This is a genomic window from Bacillus sp. AF62 (genome assembly GCF_050312695.1).
In the GTDB taxonomy this organism is placed as follows: Bacteria; Bacillota; Bacilli; order Bacillales; family Bacillaceae_G; genus Bacillus_A; species Bacillus_A cereus.
This window is the reverse complement of the sequence record NZ_JBNPJZ010000003.1, coordinates 26,265-41,629: the sequence shown is the minus strand read 5'-3', so window position 1 is coordinate 41,629 and position 15,365 is coordinate 26,265. Positions and strand designations below refer to the sequence as shown.

Below are 15,365 nucleotides of genomic sequence, written 5' to 3'. Positions count from 1 at the left end.
ATACACTGGAGGTCCCGCAGATGCGTTTAACGAACTTTTTCGGCGATGTAGGTCGCGAAATGAAAAAAGTAAGTTGGCCTAAAAAAGATGAATTACTCCGCTCAACAGCGACTGTTGTTGCTACAGTTGTGTTCTTTGCGATTTTCTTCGCAGTAGTTGATATGGGCATTTCTTCTTTAATTCGGTTAATTCTTGGTTAATTCTTGAATAAGAAGCACTTATCCATGATATAATGTTATTTATAAGAACTGTGTAAAAGCCCGGTGAACGGGTTTTTTCATTTGCGCAAAAAAATGTACGTCAGGGAGGGAAGGACGCTCGTCCTAAATGAATGGAAAAAAGTTGGTATGTTGTCCATACTTATTCTGGATATGAAAATAAAGTAAAAGCAAACCTAGAGAAGCGTGTAGAATCAATGGGTATGCAAGATAAAATTTTCCGTGTTGTTGTCCCGGAAGAAGTAGAAGTAGAAATGAAAAACGGAAAAGAAAAATTAATGAAAAGAAAAGTGTTCCCAGGTTATGTATTAGTAGAATTAATCATGACTGATGATTCTTGGTATGTTGTACGTAACACGCCGGGTGTAACTGGGTTCGTTGGTTCTTCTGGTTCTGGATCTAAACCATCACCTCTATTAGAAGAGGAAGTTGTTACCATTATGAAACATATGGGAATGGACAACGAAGTGGTTGATTTCGACTTTGAACTTCATGAGACAGTACGTGTAAATGAGGGGCCATTCGCAGATTATACAGGTGCTATTGAAGAAATTGATGTGGAGAAGAAAAAGGTTAGCGTACTTGTGGACATGTTTGGTCGCGAGACTCCAGTTGAACTTGACTTCCATCAAATTGAAAAATTATAAAATGAAACTTGAAATGAATTGTAAAAAGTGATAATATCTTTTAAGTCAGTACGTCTTCGTTATCGGAGACGTTTTTTGAAAGATTTTATCCTTACAGATAAAATATGACGTGGGAGGGCAAATCACTGTCCAATTGACCACATCACGGACTTAAGGAGGTGTGTCTCGTGGCTAAAAAGGTAATTAAAATGGTAAAGCTTCAAATTCCTGCAGGTAAAGCTAACCCAGCTCCACCAGTTGGTCCAGCATTAGGACAAGCAGGTGTTAACATCATGGGCTTCTGTAAAGAGTTTAACGCTCGTACAGCAGATCAAGCTGGTCTTATCATCCCTGTTGAAATTACGGTATTTGAGGACCGTTCATTCACTTTCATTACTAAAACTCCTCCTGCTGCTGTTCTTCTTAAGAAAGTAGCTGGTATTGAGTCTGGTTCTGGTGAACCAAACCGTAATAAAGTGGCAACTGTTAAGCGTGATAAAGTACGCGAAATCGCTGAAACTAAAATGCCTGACCTAAACGCTGCTAGCGTAGAAGCTGCAATGCGTATGGTTGAAGGTACTGCACGCAGTATGGGCATCGTTATCGAAGACTAATTCGATTTGTTTTTAAAAAAGGTTGCGGGTCTGGAATTCCAATTCGCAACCTTTATTATCGTAAATGATTATTGTTTTTAAATAAATGGATGGCGCTCATCCTCAGGTTATACCTGAAAACAGGCGTAAACGTGGGAGGTTATTCCGCTAAAACCACATTCGAGGAGGAAATAAAAATGGCTAAAAGAGGTAAAAAGTACGTAGAAGCTGCAAAGCTTGTTGATCGTGCATCTGCTTACTCTGCAACAGAAGCAGTAGAATTAGTAAAGAAAACAAACACAGCTAAATTTGATGCAACTGTAGAAGCTGCATTCCGTTTAGGTGTTGACCCTAAGAAAGCTGACCAACAAATCCGTGGTGCAGTTGTTCTTCCGCACGGTACTGGTAAAGTACAACGTGTATTAGTGTTCGCTAAAGGTGAAAAAGCTAAAGAAGCTGAAGCTGCTGGCGCTGACTTCGTAGGCGATACTGATTACATCGGTAAAATCCAACAAGGTTGGTTCGATTTCGATGTAGTAGTAGCAACTCCTGACATGATGGGTGAAGTTGGTAAACTTGGTCGCGTATTAGGACCTAAAGGTTTAATGCCAAACCCTAAAACTGGAACAGTTACTTTCGATGTAACTAAAGCTGTTAACGAAATCAAAGCTGGTAAAGTTGAATACCGCGTTGATAAAGCTGGTAACATCCATGTTCCAATCGGTAAAGTATCTTTCGAAGATGCTAAATTAGTAGAAAACTTCAAAACAATCGCTGACACTTTATTAAAAGTTAAGCCATCTGCTGCAAAAGGTACTTACATGAAGAACGTAACAGTTGCTTCTACAATGGGACCTGGCGTACGCGTAGACGTTTCTACATTAGCGTAAAAATTGGAAGTTGACTTCATAAAGAAGATTTAATATAATCATTTATGTTGTGAATTTAAATAGTGTACCGTAGACAGTAGGTGTCAATAGACTTAATTTCCTACCTAGGTGTTAATATACGAAACGGAATTTTTTTCTGTGACTATATGCCTCCATGTCTACAAGTTGGGCATGGAGGTTTTTAGTGCACTTTCGGTACATCTTCTATATAATCTACAGGAGGTGTAATAACATGAGCAAAGTAATCGAAACTAAACAACAAGTTGTAACTGAAATCGCGGACAAACTTCGTGCTAGTAAATCTACAATTGTTGTTGACTACCGTGGTTTAACAGTTTCTGAAGCAACAGAATTACGTAAGCAATTACGTGAAGCTGGCGTTGAGTTCAAAGTTTACAAAAACTCTCTAACTCGTCGTGCTGCAGAATCTGCTGAAATGGCTGAGTTAAACGAATTCTTAACAGGACCAAACGCAATCGCGTTCAGTAACGAGGATGTAGTTGCTCCTGCGAAAGTATTAAACGACTTCGCTACAAAACATGAAGCTTTAGAAATTAAAGCGGGCGTAATCGAAGGTAAACTTGTAACACTTGATGAGGTTAAAGCAATCGCTACTCTTCCATCACGTGAAGGCTTACTTTCTATGCTTCTTAGCGTTCTTCAAGCTCCAATCCGTAACCTTGCACTTGCTACTAAAGCAGTTGCAGAACAAAAGGAAGAGCAAGGCGCTTAATTTTTTAAAAGATAATTACTTGTTATCTATAAAACAATACAAACCTATTTAAGGGAGGATATTTACAATGACTAAAGAACAAATCATTGAAGCAGTTAAATCTATGACTGTATTAGAACTTAACGACTTAGTAAAAGCTATCGAGGAAGAATTCGGCGTAACTGCTGCTGCTCCTGTAGCTGTAGCTGGTGGCGCTGGTGAAGCTGCTGCTGAAAAAACTGAGTTTGACGTAGTACTTGCAAGTGCTGGCGCTCAAAAAATCAAAGTTATCAAAGCTGTACGTGAAATCACTGGTCTTGGCTTAAAAGAAGCTAAAGAATTAGTTGACAACACTCCAAAAGCAATCAAAGAAGGCGTTTCTAAAGAGGAAGCTGAAGAAATGAAAGCTAAACTTGAAGAAGTTGGCGCTGCTGTAGAAGTTAAGTAATTAACTTTTGATGCTTTAAAAAAAGCTCGCTCTCATGCGAGCTTTTTTTTTAACTGTAAAGAAAAGAGGTGGCCATATGGCAGACCATTATTTTTCTAACGACCCTTCTAGTAAAAGTGATCGTAAACGATGGGAATTTCCACTTCGTGGATCTCAATTTACTTTTTTATCTGACCATGGGGTGTTTTCGAAAAACGAGGTGGACTTTGGTTCTCGTCTTTTAATTGAAGCGTTTCAAATGCCGGATATTAAAGGTGATATATTAGACGTAGGTTGTGGATACGGTCCTATTGGTTTGTCGTTAGCGAAAGAGTTTCAAGGTTGTGAAGTTCACATGGTGGATGTGAATGAAAGGGCGCTTGGGCTTGCGAAAGAAAATGCCGCTAATAACAGAATCGAGAATATACGTATTTTTCAAAGTAGCGTCTATGAAAATGTAGATGGCGAGTATGCTGCTATTCTATCTAACCCTCCAATTCGTGCGGGTAAAGATATCGTACATGAGATTTTAGAAAAAGCTGTGGAGTATTTAGTTCCAGGTGGAGAACTTTGGATTGTTATTCAAAAGAAGCAAGGTGCACCATCTGCGCTGAAAAAACTAGAAGAAGTATTTTCTGAAGTTGAGATTGTAGAAAAGAAAAAAGGATATTATATCATAAAATCAAAAAAACGTTGACGGTTATTTTTGGCTATGTTAACATTATACAATGCCAATATATGATTTTCTGCGTTGAGAAAGATGTATATTTTTGTTTCTCTTGGAAAAGATAGTAAAATCAGCAGATTATGAAACAGAATGATGGTTTTCTTATAGAAGCCATTTTTCTTTTTTGAGCAGGTAGAAAGACTCAACGTATTTATCTTTAAGAGAAAAAGACTACGCTAATAGCAGTAGTTGTATTTATTTGTGATTTTGCACAAATTTTTTTGTGCATTTATAATACTCATGATTTGAGGGGTGAAGCAGTTGACAGGTCAACTAGTTCAATACGGACGCCACCGCCAACGAAGAAGTTATGCCCGTATTAGTGAAGTATTAGAGTTACCAAATCTTATCGAAATTCAAACCTCTTCTTATCAGTGGTTTCTTGATGAGGGTTTGCGAGAAATGTTCCAAGACATTTCTCCGATTGAAGACTTTACGGGAAATCTATCGCTTGAATTTATCGACTACAGCTTAGGTGAACCTAAATACTCTGTAGACGAATGCAAAGAGCGTGATGTGACGTATGCAGCACCACTTCGTGTAAAAGTGCGTCTAATCAACAAGGAAACTGGTGAAGTAAAAGAACAAGATGTGTTCATGGGAGATTTCCCACTCATGACAGAGACTGGAACATTCGTAATTAACGGTGCAGAACGTGTTATCGTTTCCCAGTTAGTTCGCTCTCCAAGCGTATACTATAGTGGCAAAGTGGATAAAAACGGAAAACGTGGTTTTACTGCTACTGTAATTCCAAACCGCGGAGCTTGGTTAGAGTATGAGACAGATGCTAAGGATGTTGTATATGTGCGTATTGACCGTACGCGTAAACTTCCTGTAACTGTTTTGTTACGCGCATTAGGGTTTGGCTCTGATCAAGAAATCACCGAGCTTTTAGGTGATAACGAATACTTAAGCAACACATTAGAAAAAGACAACACAGATAGTACAGAAAAAGCATTGCTTGAAATTTATGAGCGTCTACGTCCTGGTGAACCACCAACAGTAGAAAATGCTAAGAGCTTACTTGTGTCTCGTTTCTTCGATCCAAAGCGCTACGATTTAGCAAATGTAGGTCGCTATAAGATCAACAAGAAGTTACACATTAAAAACAGATTGTTTAATCAACGTTTAGCTGAAACATTAGTGGATCCAGAAACTGGTGAAATTTTAGCGGCAGAAGGAACAATCTTAGATCGTCGTACACTTGATCGCATTTTACCTTACTTAGAGAAAAACATTGGATTCAAAACAGCGAAACCAATGGGTGGAGTGGTAGAAGGCGATGTTGAGCTGCAATCTATTAAGATTTATGCTCCTGAGTCGGAAGGCGAACGTGTAATTAATGTAATTGGTAATGCAAATATTACTCGTGATGTGAAACACATCACACCAGGTGATATCCTTGCTTCTATCAGTTACTTCTTCAACCTACTATACAAAGTAGGGGATACAGATGATATTGACCATTTAGGAAACCGTCGTCTGCGTTCTGTTGGAGAACTATTACAAAATCAATTCCGTATCGGTCTTTCTCGTATGGAACGTGTTGTTCGTGAGAGAATGTCGATCCAAGATACAAATGCAATTACACCACAGGCGCTAATTAATATTCGTCCTGTTATTGCATCTATTAAAGAGTTCTTCGGAAGTTCTCAGTTATCTCAGTTCATGGACCAAACAAATCCATTAGCAGAGTTAACTCACAAACGAAGACTATCTGCATTAGGACCTGGTGGTTTAACGCGTGAGCGCGCAGGCTTTGAAGTACGTGACGTTCATTACTCCCACTACGGTCGTATGTGTCCGATTGAAACACCAGAGGGACCAAACATCGGTTTGATTAACTCATTATCTTCGTTCGCGAAAGTAAATGAGTTTGGTTTCATTGAAACACCATATCGTCGTGTTGACCCAGAAACTGGTCTTGTAACAGGGCATGTTGATTATTTAACAGCAGATGAAGAAGATAACTATGTTGTAGCCCAAGCGAATATGAAATTATCTGATGAAGGTGAATTCCTAAGTGAAGATATCGTAGCTCGTTTCCGTGGTGAAAACATTGTCACAAATAGAGAACGCATCGACTACATGGATGTATCTCCAAAACAAGTAGTGTCGGCAGCGACAGCTTGTATTCCGTTCTTAGAAAACGATGACTCTAACCGCGCACTTATGGGAGCGAACATGCAACGTCAGGCGGTTCCGTTAATGAATCCGGAATCTCCGATTGTAGGTACAGGTATGGAGTACGTATCAGCAAAAGACTCAGGTGCTGCAGTAATCTGTAAACATCCTGGTGTTGTTGAGCGCGTAGAAGCACGTGAAGTTTGGGTACGTCGCTATGTAGAAGTTGACGGTCAAACAGTAAAAGGCGACTTAGATCGCTACAAAATGCAAAAATTCATTCGTTCTAACCAAGGAACTTGTTACAACCAACGTCCAATCGTAAGTGTTGGAAATGAAGTTGTAAAAGGTGAAATCCTTGCGGATGGTCCTTCTATGGAATTAGGTGAACTAGCACTTGGACGTAACGTGCTTGTTGGCTTCATGACTTGGGACGGTTATAACTACGAGGATGCGATCATCATGAGTGAGCGCCTTGTAAAAGATGATGTGTACACTTCTATTCATATTGAAGAATATGAATCAGAAGCTCGTGATACGAAGCTTGGACCAGAAGAAATTACACGTGACATTCCAAACGTTGGGGAAGACGCATTACGTAACCTTGACGAGCGCGGTATCATTCGCGTTGGTGCTGAAGTAAAAGATGGAGATTTACTTGTTGGTAAAGTAACACCTAAAGGTGTAACAGAATTAACAGCTGAAGAACGTCTATTACATGCTATCTTTGGAGAAAAAGCGCGTGAAGTACGTGATACATCACTACGTGTACCACACGGTGGTGGCGGTATTATCTTAGACGTAAAAGTATTCAACCGTGAAGATGGCGATGAATTGCCACCAGGCGTGAATCAACTTGTACGTGCATATATCGTTCAAAAACGTAAAATTTCTGAAGGTGACAAGATGGCCGGACGTCACGGTAACAAAGGTGTTATTTCTCGTATTTTACCAGAAGAAGATATGCCTTACTTACCAGACGGTACGCCAATCGATATCATGTTAAACCCATTAGGGGTACCATCTCGTATGAATATCGGTCAGGTATTAGAGCTTCATCTTGGTATGGCAGCAAGATACCTGGGCATTCACATTGCAACACCAGTATTTGATGGTGCTCGTGAGGAAGATGTTTGGGGCACAATTGAAGAAGCTGGTATGGCAAATGACGCGAAAACAATCCTGTATGACGGACGTACTGGCGAACCATTCGATAACCGCGTATCTGTTGGTGTCATGTATATGATCAAACTTGCGCACATGGTTGACGATAAACTTCATGCTCGTTCTACTGGACCATACTCACTTGTAACGCAGCAACCTCTTGGAGGTAAAGCTCAGTTCGGTGGACAGCGTTTCGGTGAGATGGAGGTTTGGGCACTTGAAGCTTACGGTGCTGCTTATACTCTTCAAGAAATCTTAACAGTGAAGTCTGATGATGTTGTTGGACGTGTTAAGACTTATGAAGCAATTGTTAAAGGCGAAAATGTTCCAGAACCAGGCGTTCCTGAATCATTCAAAGTATTGATTAAAGAGCTGCAAAGTTTAGGTATGGACGTTAAAATGATGTCTAGCGACGATACAGAAATTGAAATGCGTGATACAGAAGATGACGATGATCATCAATCAGCAGATAAATTGAATGTCGAAGTTGAGACAACTAAGGAATAATTGGGATAACCTGTAGACTAAAAGGGAGGTAGGCCCCTTGATAGATGTAAATAACTTTGAATATATGAAGATTGGACTTGCTTCACCTGACAAGATTCGTTCTTGGTCATACGGTGAAGTTAAGAAACCAGAAACTATTAACTATCGTACGTTAAAGCCTGAAAAAGATGGCTTGTTCTGTGAGCGTATTTTCGGACCACAAAAGGACTGGGAATGTCATTGCGGAAAATACAAACGTGTACGTTATAAAGGTGTAGTTTGTGATCGATGTGGCGTTGAAGTAACGCGTGCAAAAGTACGTCGTGAACGTATGGGTCATATTGAATTAGCTGCTCCTGTATCTCATATTTGGTATTTCAAAGGTATCCCGAGCCGCATGGGACTTGTCTTAGACATGTCCCCTCGCGCGCTTGAAGAAGTAATTTATTTCGCTTCTTATGTTGTAACAGAAAGTGGAGATACACCACTTGATAAGAAGCAATTACTTTCTGAAAAAGAATACCGTGCATATCGTGATCGATATGGTAGCACATTCCAAGCTGCTATGGGTGCAGAAGCGATTAAAAAGCTACTACAAGACATTGATTTAGATAAAGAAGTAGACTTCTTAAAAGAAGAATTAAAAACAGCACAAGGACAACGCCGTACTCGTGCTATTAAACGTCTAGAAGTATTAGAAGCATTCCGTAACTCTGGAAATGAACCATCTTGGATGATCTTAGATGTTCTACCAGTTATCCCACCAGAACTACGCCCAATGGTACAGTTAGATGGTGGACGTTTTGCTACTTCTGACTTAAACGACTTATATCGTCGTGTAATTAACCGTAACAACCGTTTAAAACGTCTATTGGACCTAGGTGCTCCAAGCATCATCGTTCAAAACGAAAAACGTATGTTACAAGAAGCTGTAGATGCATTAATTGATAATGGTCGTCGTGGCCGTCCAGTAACTGGACCAGGTAACCGTCCATTAAAATCATTATCTCACATGCTTAAAGGTAAACAAGGACGTTTCCGTCAAAACTTATTAGGTAAACGTGTTGACTACTCTGGCCGTTCTGTAATCGTTGTAGGACCGAACTTAAAGATGTACCAATGTGGATTACCGAAAGAAATGGCGCTTGAACTGTTCAAACCTTTTGTTATGAAAGAGTTAGTTGGAAAAGGGTTAGCACACAACATTAAGAGTGCGAAACGTAAAATTGAGCGTGTACACCCTGAAGTTTGGGACGTTTTAGAATCTGTGATTAAAGAACATCCAGTACTTCTAAACCGCGCACCAACACTTCACCGTCTTGGTATCCAGGCGTTTGAACCTACATTAGTAGAAGGTCGCGCAATTCGTCTTCACCCACTTGTATGTACTGCATACAACGCGGACTTTGACGGTGACCAAATGGCGGTTCACGTTCCGTTATCATCAGAGGCACAAGCAGAAGCTCGTATTCTTATGTTAGCGGCACAAAACATCTTGAATCCAAAAGACGGAAAACCAGTTGTTACTCCATCTCAGGATATGGTATTAGGTAACTACTACTTAACACTTGAGCGTGAAGGCGCAATCGGTGAAGGTATGGTCTTCAAAGATGCAAACGAAGCAATACTTGCATATCAAAATGGATATGTACATCTGCACACACGTGTTGCAGTTGCTGCAAGTTCAGTAAATAACGTAACGTTTACTGAAGAGCAAAAAGGTAAGCTTCTATTAACAACAGTTGGTAAATTAATATTTAACGAAATCTTACCAGAGTCGTTCCCATATATTAATGAACCGACAAACTCAAACCTTGAAAAAGAAACACCAGCGGAATATTTCGTTGAAAAAGGTGCGAACATTAAAGAAATTATTGCTAGTCGCGAAGAAGTGGCGCCATTTAGCAAGAAGATCCTTGGTAACATCATTGCGGAAGTGTTCAAACGTTTCCAAATTACAGAAACGTCTCGCATGCTTGACCGTATGAAAAACTTAGGGTTCAAGTACTCTACAAAAGCTGGTATTACAGTTGGGGTATCTGACATTCTTGTATTAGGCGAAAAAGATGAAATTCTCCACGAAGCACAAGCAAAAGTAGATAATGTAATTAAACAATTCCGTCGCGGTTTAATCACGGAAGAAGAACGTTACGATCGCGTTATCTCTATTTGGAGTAATGCAAAAGATGTTATCCAAGGAAAACTGATGAAATCCTTGAATAAACGCAATCCAATCTTCATGATGAGTGACTCAGGTGCCCGTGGTAACGCATCTAACTTTACTCAGCTTGCTGGTATGCGTGGTCTGATGGCCAATCCATCTGGTCGTATCATCGAACTTCCAATCAAATCGAGTTTCCGTGAAGGTTTAACAGTACTTGAGTACTTCATCTCTACGCATGGTGCGCGTAAAGGTCTTGCCGATACAGCACTTAAAACTGCCGATTCTGGTTACTTAACACGTCGTCTTGTAGACGTTGCACAAGATGTAATTGTCCGTGAAGATGATTGTGGAACAGATCGTGGTCTATTAATTGGTGCGATTAAAGAGGGTAATGAAGTAATTGAGTCATTATATGATCGTCTTGTTGGACGTTTTGCAAGAAAAACTGTAAAACATCCTGAAACAGGTGAAGTATTAGTTAGTGAAAACCAATTAATTACTGAAGATATCGCTCATATCGTTGAAAATTCGGGTGTTGAAACTGTAAATATTCGTTCAGCGTTTACGTGTAACACTCGCCATGGTGTATGTAAGAAGTGTTACGGTCGTAACTTAGCAACTGGTACAGACGTAGAAGTAGGAGAAGCGGTAGGTATTATCGCAGCTCAATCTATCGGTGAGCCAGGTACACAGTTAACGATGCGTACATTCCATACAGGTGGGGTTGCCGGAGATGATATCACTCAAGGTTTACCTCGTATCCAAGAGATCTTCGAAGCTCGTAATCCGAAAGGTCAGGCAGTTATCAGTGAAATCGACGGTGTTATCGCAGCGATCAACGATGTTAAAGATCGCCAAGAAGTAGTTGTACAGGGTGAAGTTGAAGCTCGTACGTATGCTATTCCTTACGGTGCTCGTCTGAAAGTAACTCCAGGACAGCCAATTAGCCACGGTAAAGAGTTAACAGAAGGTTCTATTGATCCGAAAGAATTACTAAAAGTAACGGACATTACAGCAGTTCAAGAATACTTATTACGTGAAGTTCAAAAAGTATACCGTATGCAAGGGGTAGAAATTGGTGACAAACACGTAGAGGTAATGGTACGTCAAATGCTACGTAAAGTTCGTGTAAGTGATGCAGGTGAAACAGACGTATTACCAGGAACATTACTAGATATCCATCAGTTTACTGATGCGAATGCGAAGGTGTTACTGAAAGGTAAACAACCAGCGACAGCTAGACCTGTTCTACTTGGTATTACAAAAGCTTCACTTGAAACTGATTCATTCTTATCTGCAGCATCATTCCAAGAAACAACTCGTGTCTTAACTGATGCAGCAATTAAAGGTAAACGTGATGAGCTTCTAGGATTGAAAGAGAACGTTATTATCGGTAAACTTGTTCCTGCTGGAACAGGTATGAATCGTTATCGCAAAGTGGATCTTGTAAAAACAACACAAGATAACATGAATGTAGAAAACGATGAGATTTATGTGGAACAGTAAAATTTTCCGTCGTAAATTTTGTATAAAAACATCTAATCCTAGTTGACATTGTATGAGTCAAAATGTTACTATAATCAAGGTTGCTCCTGAACGATGCTTTGGAGGATATTTATATGTCTTATCAAAAAGTGTCAAATGCTGAAAATGTAGTCGTTGGTCATAAACGCACATTGGAAGCAATCAAAAATGGTATAGTTAAAGAAGTTGTTATTGCAGAAGATGCTGATGTGCGGTTAACCCATGTTATCATTCGCACTGCTTTGCAACATAACATACCCATAACAAAGGTTGAATCAGTTCGTAAGCTTGGAAAAGTTTCGGGGATTCAAGTGGGAGCTTCAGCAATAGGAATAATAAGTTAAAACTGTTTTTGTGAGGAGAGAGCATTTGCTCTTCCTTGCAAAAACTTTGTTTTCAACTAATAATGAACCACCTGGATATGTGGTCATACAAACATGCGAAGGGAGGATAATCAAATGCCTACTATTAACCAATTAGTGAGAAATGGTCGTACTGATAAAGTATGGAAATCTAAATCACCTGCGTTAAACAAAGGATTTAACTCTTTAAAGAAAAAATCAACTGATATCTCTGCACCTCAAAAACGTGGTGTATGTACTCGTGTTGGTACAATGACTCCAAAGAAACCTAACTCAGCGTTACGTAAATACGCTCGTGTACGTTTAACAAACGGTATTGAAGTTACAGCTTACATCCCAGGTATCGGTCATAACTTACAAGAGCATAGCGTAGTATTAATTCGCGGTGGTCGAGTAAAGGATTTACCAGGGGTACGTTACCACATCGTTCGTGGAGCGCTTGATACAGCTGGTGTTGACAAACGTATGCAAGGACGTTCTAAATATGGTACTAAGCGACCAAAACCTGCTAAAAAATAATAAACTTATAATGAAAGGAGGAACTCAATATGCCTCGTAAAGGACCTGTTGCGAAACGTGACGTGTTACCAGATCCAATGTACAATTCTAAGCTAGTAACACGCCTTATCAACAAAATGATGGTTGACGGTAAAAAAGGTAAATCTCAAACAATTCTTTATAACGCTTTCGATATCGTTCGTGAACGTTCAGATAAAGAACCAATGGAAGTATTCGAGCAAGCTCTTAAGAACATCATGCCTGTTCTTGAAGTACGCGCTCGTCGTGTTGGTGGTGCTAACTACCAAGTTCCAGTTGAGGTTCGTCCAGAACGCCGTACAACTTTAGGTCTTCGCTGGTTAGTAAACTATGCTCGTCTTCGTGGTGAAAAAACTATGGAAGAGCGTCTAGCTTACGAAATCTTAGATGCAGCTAACAACGCTGGTGCATCTGTTAAGAAACGTGAAGACACTCATAAAATGGCAGAAGCTAACAAAGCATTTGCTCATTACCGTTGGTAGGATTCAACGTAAAATAAATGTATGCATAAACCGCTTTATTTGTCGCTTATGGAAGTGTGGAGAGGGAGAATGCCTCTCCCTTTCGTTGGGCGCTCGTTTTACATAATGAGGGTACTGGACACTGGCATATGTAACAATATAAAGTGGCTTTTTTGCTACTTAAAATAAAAAATCCAATGCATATATGGAAGGAGCAAGACACCAAATGACAAGAGAGTTCTCTTTAGAAAACACTCGTAATATTGGTATCATGGCTCACATCGATGCTGGTAAAACAACAGCAACTGAGCGTATTCTGTATTACACAGGACGTATTCATAAAATCGGTGAAACTCATGAAGGTGCATCTCAGATGGACTGGATGGAGCAAGAGCAAGAGCGTGGTATCACAATTACTTCTGCTGCAACTACAGCTCAATGGAAAGGTCACCGTGTAAACATCATTGACACTCCAGGACACGTAGACTTCACAGTAGAAGTAGAACGTTCTTTACGCGTACTTGATGGTGCGGTAGCAGTACTTGATGCACAATCTGGTGTAGAACCACAAACAGAAACTGTTTGGCGTCAGGCTACTACTTACGGTGTACCTCGTATCGTATTCGTTAACAAAATGGATAAGATCGGTGCAGATTTCTTATACTCTGTAGGAACAATCCACGATCGTTTACAAGCAAACGCACATCCAATTCAGTTACCAATCGGTGCTGAAGATGAGTTCAATGGTATCATTGACCTTGTTGAAGAGTGTGCTTACATGTACGGTAACGATTTAGGAACAGACATCGAGCGTGTCGAAATTCCTGAAGAGCACAAAGAACTAGCTGAAGAATACCGCGGAAAGCTTATTGAAGCGGTAGCTGAGCTTGATGAAGAAATGATGATGAAGTACCTAGAAGGTGAAGAAATCACTGTAGAAGAGCTTAAAGCTGGTATCCGTAAGGCTACAACTTCTGTAGAATTCTTCCCAGTAATCTGTGGTTCTGCATTCAAAAACAAAGGTGTTCAAATTCTGTTAGACGCAGTTATCGACTACCTACCATCTCCATTAGATGTACCTGCTATTAAAGGTACTCTTCCGGATACAGATGAAGAAATCGAACGTAAGTCTAGCGATGAAGAACCATTCGCAGCTTTAGCATTCAAAATCATGACTGACCCTTATGTTGGTAAGTTAACGTTCTTCCGTGTGTACTCTGGTGTGTTAAACTCTGGATCATACGTGAAAAACTCAACTAAAGGTAAGCGTGAGCGTGTAGGACGTATCCTACAAATGCACGCTAACAGCCGTGAAGAGATTTCAACAGTTTACGCTGGTGATATCGCTGCTGCTGTAGGTTTAAAAGATACTACTACTGGTGATACTCTTTGTGACGAGAAAAGCCTTGTTATCCTTGAGTCTATGGAATTCCCAGAGCCAGTTATCTCTGTAGCTATCGAACCAAAATCTAAAGCTGACCAAGATAAAATGGGTACAGCATTATCTAAGCTTTCTGAAGAAGATCCAACATTCCGTGCTCACACTGACCAAGAAACTGGCCAAACTATCATCGCTGGTATGGGTGAACTTCACCTTGATATCATCGTTGACCGTATGCGCCGTGAATTCAAAGTCGAAGCAAACGTTGGTGCTCCTCAGGTAGCATACCGTGAAACTTTCCGCGCTGCTGCGAAAGTTGAAGGTAAGTTTGCTCGTCAATCTGGTGGACGTGGACAATTCGGTCACGTTTGGATTGAGTTTGCACCTAACGAAGAAGGTAAAGGATTTGAATTCGAAAACAAAATCGTCGGCGGTGTAGTTCCACGTGAATACATCCCAGCTGTTGGAGCGGGTCTTGAAGACTCACTTAAAAATGGTGTACTAGCTGGTTATCCACTAGTTGACATTAAAGCAGCATTAGTTGACGGTTCTTACCATGATGTCGATTCATCTGAGATGGCGTTCAAAATCGCTGCATCAATGGCACTTAAAGCTGCGGTTTCTAAATGTAACCCAGTAATTCTTGAGCCAATGATGAAAGTTGAAGTTGTAATTCCTGAAGAGTACATGGGAGACATCATGGGTGACGTAACATCTCGTCGTGGACGTGTAGAAGGTATGGAAGCTCGCGGTAACGCACAAGTTGTTCGCGCTATGGTTCCACTTTCTGAAATGTTCGGTTATGCGACAGCATTACGTTCTAACACTCAAGGACGCGGAACATTCTCAATGACATTTGATCATTATGAAGAAGTACCGAAGTCTGTTTCAGAAGAAATTATTAAAAAAAATAAAGGCGAATAATTGATTTTTATCAATTGTTCGAGTATAACTACTTATGTAAGCTTA

The 15,365-nt window shown here is 40.1% G+C and carries 13 protein-coding genes and 1 other annotated feature; all 13 genes read left to right on the top strand.

The genetic code is table 11. From position 1 onward, the window contains the following. Positions 1-20: 20 nt before the first annotated feature. The 13 genes from secE to fusA all read left to right on the top strand — a co-directional run bounded on the left by secE (position 21) and on the right by fusA (position 15,320). The gene (gene secE / locus ACQRBL_RS00635) at positions 21-200 is read left to right on the top strand and encodes a preprotein translocase subunit SecE (RefSeq protein WP_001241323.1); all 180 of its coding nucleotides are present in this window, start codon (positions 21-23) and stop codon (positions 198-200) included. A 131-nt stretch (positions 201-331) separates the two neighbouring features. After that, a complete protein-coding gene (gene nusG / locus ACQRBL_RS00630; RefSeq protein ID WP_000415794.1) occupies positions 332-865 on the top strand; it encodes a transcription termination/antitermination protein NusG in 534 nt (177 codons plus the stop codon). A gap of 167 nt (positions 866-1,032) precedes the next feature. Then, positions 1,033-1,458: a 50S ribosomal protein L11 gene (gene rplK, locus ACQRBL_RS00625; protein ID WP_001085872.1), complete on the top strand. Its 426-nt coding sequence runs from the start codon at positions 1,033-1,035 to the stop codon at positions 1,456-1,458. Between the two features lie 176 nt (positions 1,459-1,634). Continuing rightward, positions 1,635-2,327, top strand: a complete 693-nt coding sequence (rplA, locus tag ACQRBL_RS00620) for a 50S ribosomal protein L1 (protein WP_002094239.1) — start codon at positions 1,635-1,637, stop codon at positions 2,325-2,327. Positions 2,328-2,376: 49 nt separating this feature from the next. After that, positions 2,377-2,520, top strand: a sequence feature (ribosomal protein L10 leader region). A 39-nt stretch (positions 2,521-2,559) separates the two neighbouring features. Further along, positions 2,560-3,060 carry a 50S ribosomal protein L10 gene (gene rplJ / locus ACQRBL_RS00615; RefSeq protein ID WP_000048718.1) on the top strand — a complete coding sequence of 167 codons (501 nt, stop codon included), beginning with the start codon at positions 2,560-2,562 and terminating at the stop codon, positions 3,058-3,060. 67 nt (positions 3,061-3,127) lie between these two features. After that, positions 3,128-3,487: a 50S ribosomal protein L7/L12 gene (rplL, locus tag ACQRBL_RS00610; protein ID WP_000159737.1), complete on the top strand. Its 360-nt coding sequence runs from the start codon at positions 3,128-3,130 to the stop codon at positions 3,485-3,487. A gap of 76 nt (positions 3,488-3,563) precedes the next feature. Next, positions 3,564-4,163: a class I SAM-dependent methyltransferase gene (locus tag ACQRBL_RS00605; RefSeq protein ID WP_000763269.1), complete on the top strand. Its 600-nt coding sequence runs from the start codon at positions 3,564-3,566 to the stop codon at positions 4,161-4,163. A 291-nt stretch (positions 4,164-4,454) separates the two neighbouring features. Next, positions 4,455-7,988: a DNA-directed RNA polymerase subunit beta gene (gene rpoB / locus ACQRBL_RS00600; protein WP_000147553.1), complete on the top strand. Its 3,534-nt coding sequence runs from the start codon at positions 4,455-4,457 to the stop codon at positions 7,986-7,988. Between the two features lie 37 nt (positions 7,989-8,025). Continuing rightward, positions 8,026-11,637, top strand: a complete 3,612-nt coding sequence (gene rpoC, locus ACQRBL_RS00595) for a DNA-directed RNA polymerase subunit beta' (protein WP_000567943.1) — start codon at positions 8,026-8,028, stop codon at positions 11,635-11,637. Positions 11,638-11,750: 113 nt separating this feature from the next. Next, complete coding sequence (locus tag ACQRBL_RS00590; RefSeq protein ID WP_000121833.1) at positions 11,751-11,999, top strand: 50S ribosomal protein L7ae-like protein; 249 nt, start codon at positions 11,751-11,753, stop codon at positions 11,997-11,999. Between the two features lie 114 nt (positions 12,000-12,113). After that, a complete protein-coding gene (gene rpsL, locus ACQRBL_RS00585; RefSeq protein WP_001142341.1) occupies positions 12,114-12,536 on the top strand; it encodes a 30S ribosomal protein S12 in 423 nt (140 codons plus the stop codon). A gap of 29 nt (positions 12,537-12,565) precedes the next feature. After that, positions 12,566-13,036 carry a 30S ribosomal protein S7 gene (rpsG, locus tag ACQRBL_RS00580; RefSeq protein ID WP_001137492.1) on the top strand — a complete coding sequence of 157 codons (471 nt, stop codon included), beginning with the start codon at positions 12,566-12,568 and terminating at the stop codon, positions 13,034-13,036. 205 nt (positions 13,037-13,241) lie between these two features. Then, the gene (fusA, locus tag ACQRBL_RS00575) at positions 13,242-15,320 is read left to right on the top strand and encodes an elongation factor G (protein ID WP_000196383.1); all 2,079 of its coding nucleotides are present in this window, start codon (positions 13,242-13,244) and stop codon (positions 15,318-15,320) included. Positions 15,321-15,365 lie beyond the last annotated feature (45 nt).

Excerpts from the sequence above, each read along its gene's own strand:
- ACQRBL_RS00590 (WP_000121833.1), top strand. The coding sequence starts at position 11,751 with ATGTCTTATCAAAAAGTGTCAAATGCTGAAAATGTAGTCGTTGGTCAT.
- fusA (WP_000196383.1), top strand. The coding sequence starts at position 13,242 with ATGACAAGAGAGTTCTCTTTAGAAAACACTCGTAATATTGGTATCATG.
- nusG (WP_000415794.1), top strand. The coding sequence starts at position 332 with ATGGAAAAAAGTTGGTATGTTGTCCATACTTATTCTGGATATGAAAAT.
- rpsL (WP_001142341.1), top strand. The coding sequence starts at position 12,114 with ATGCCTACTATTAACCAATTAGTGAGAAATGGTCGTACTGATAAAGTA.
- rpsG (WP_001137492.1), top strand. The coding sequence starts at position 12,566 with ATGCCTCGTAAAGGACCTGTTGCGAAACGTGACGTGTTACCAGATCCA.
- rplJ (WP_000048718.1), top strand. The coding sequence starts at position 2,560 with ATGAGCAAAGTAATCGAAACTAAACAACAAGTTGTAACTGAAATCGCG.
- ACQRBL_RS00605 (WP_000763269.1), top strand. The coding sequence starts at position 3,564 with ATGGCAGACCATTATTTTTCTAACGACCCTTCTAGTAAAAGTGATCGT.
- rplA (WP_002094239.1), top strand. The coding sequence starts at position 1,635 with ATGGCTAAAAGAGGTAAAAAGTACGTAGAAGCTGCAAAGCTTGTTGAT.
- secE (WP_001241323.1), top strand. The coding sequence starts at position 21 with ATGCGTTTAACGAACTTTTTCGGCGATGTAGGTCGCGAAATGAAAAAA.
- rplL (WP_000159737.1), top strand. The coding sequence starts at position 3,128 with ATGACTAAAGAACAAATCATTGAAGCAGTTAAATCTATGACTGTATTA.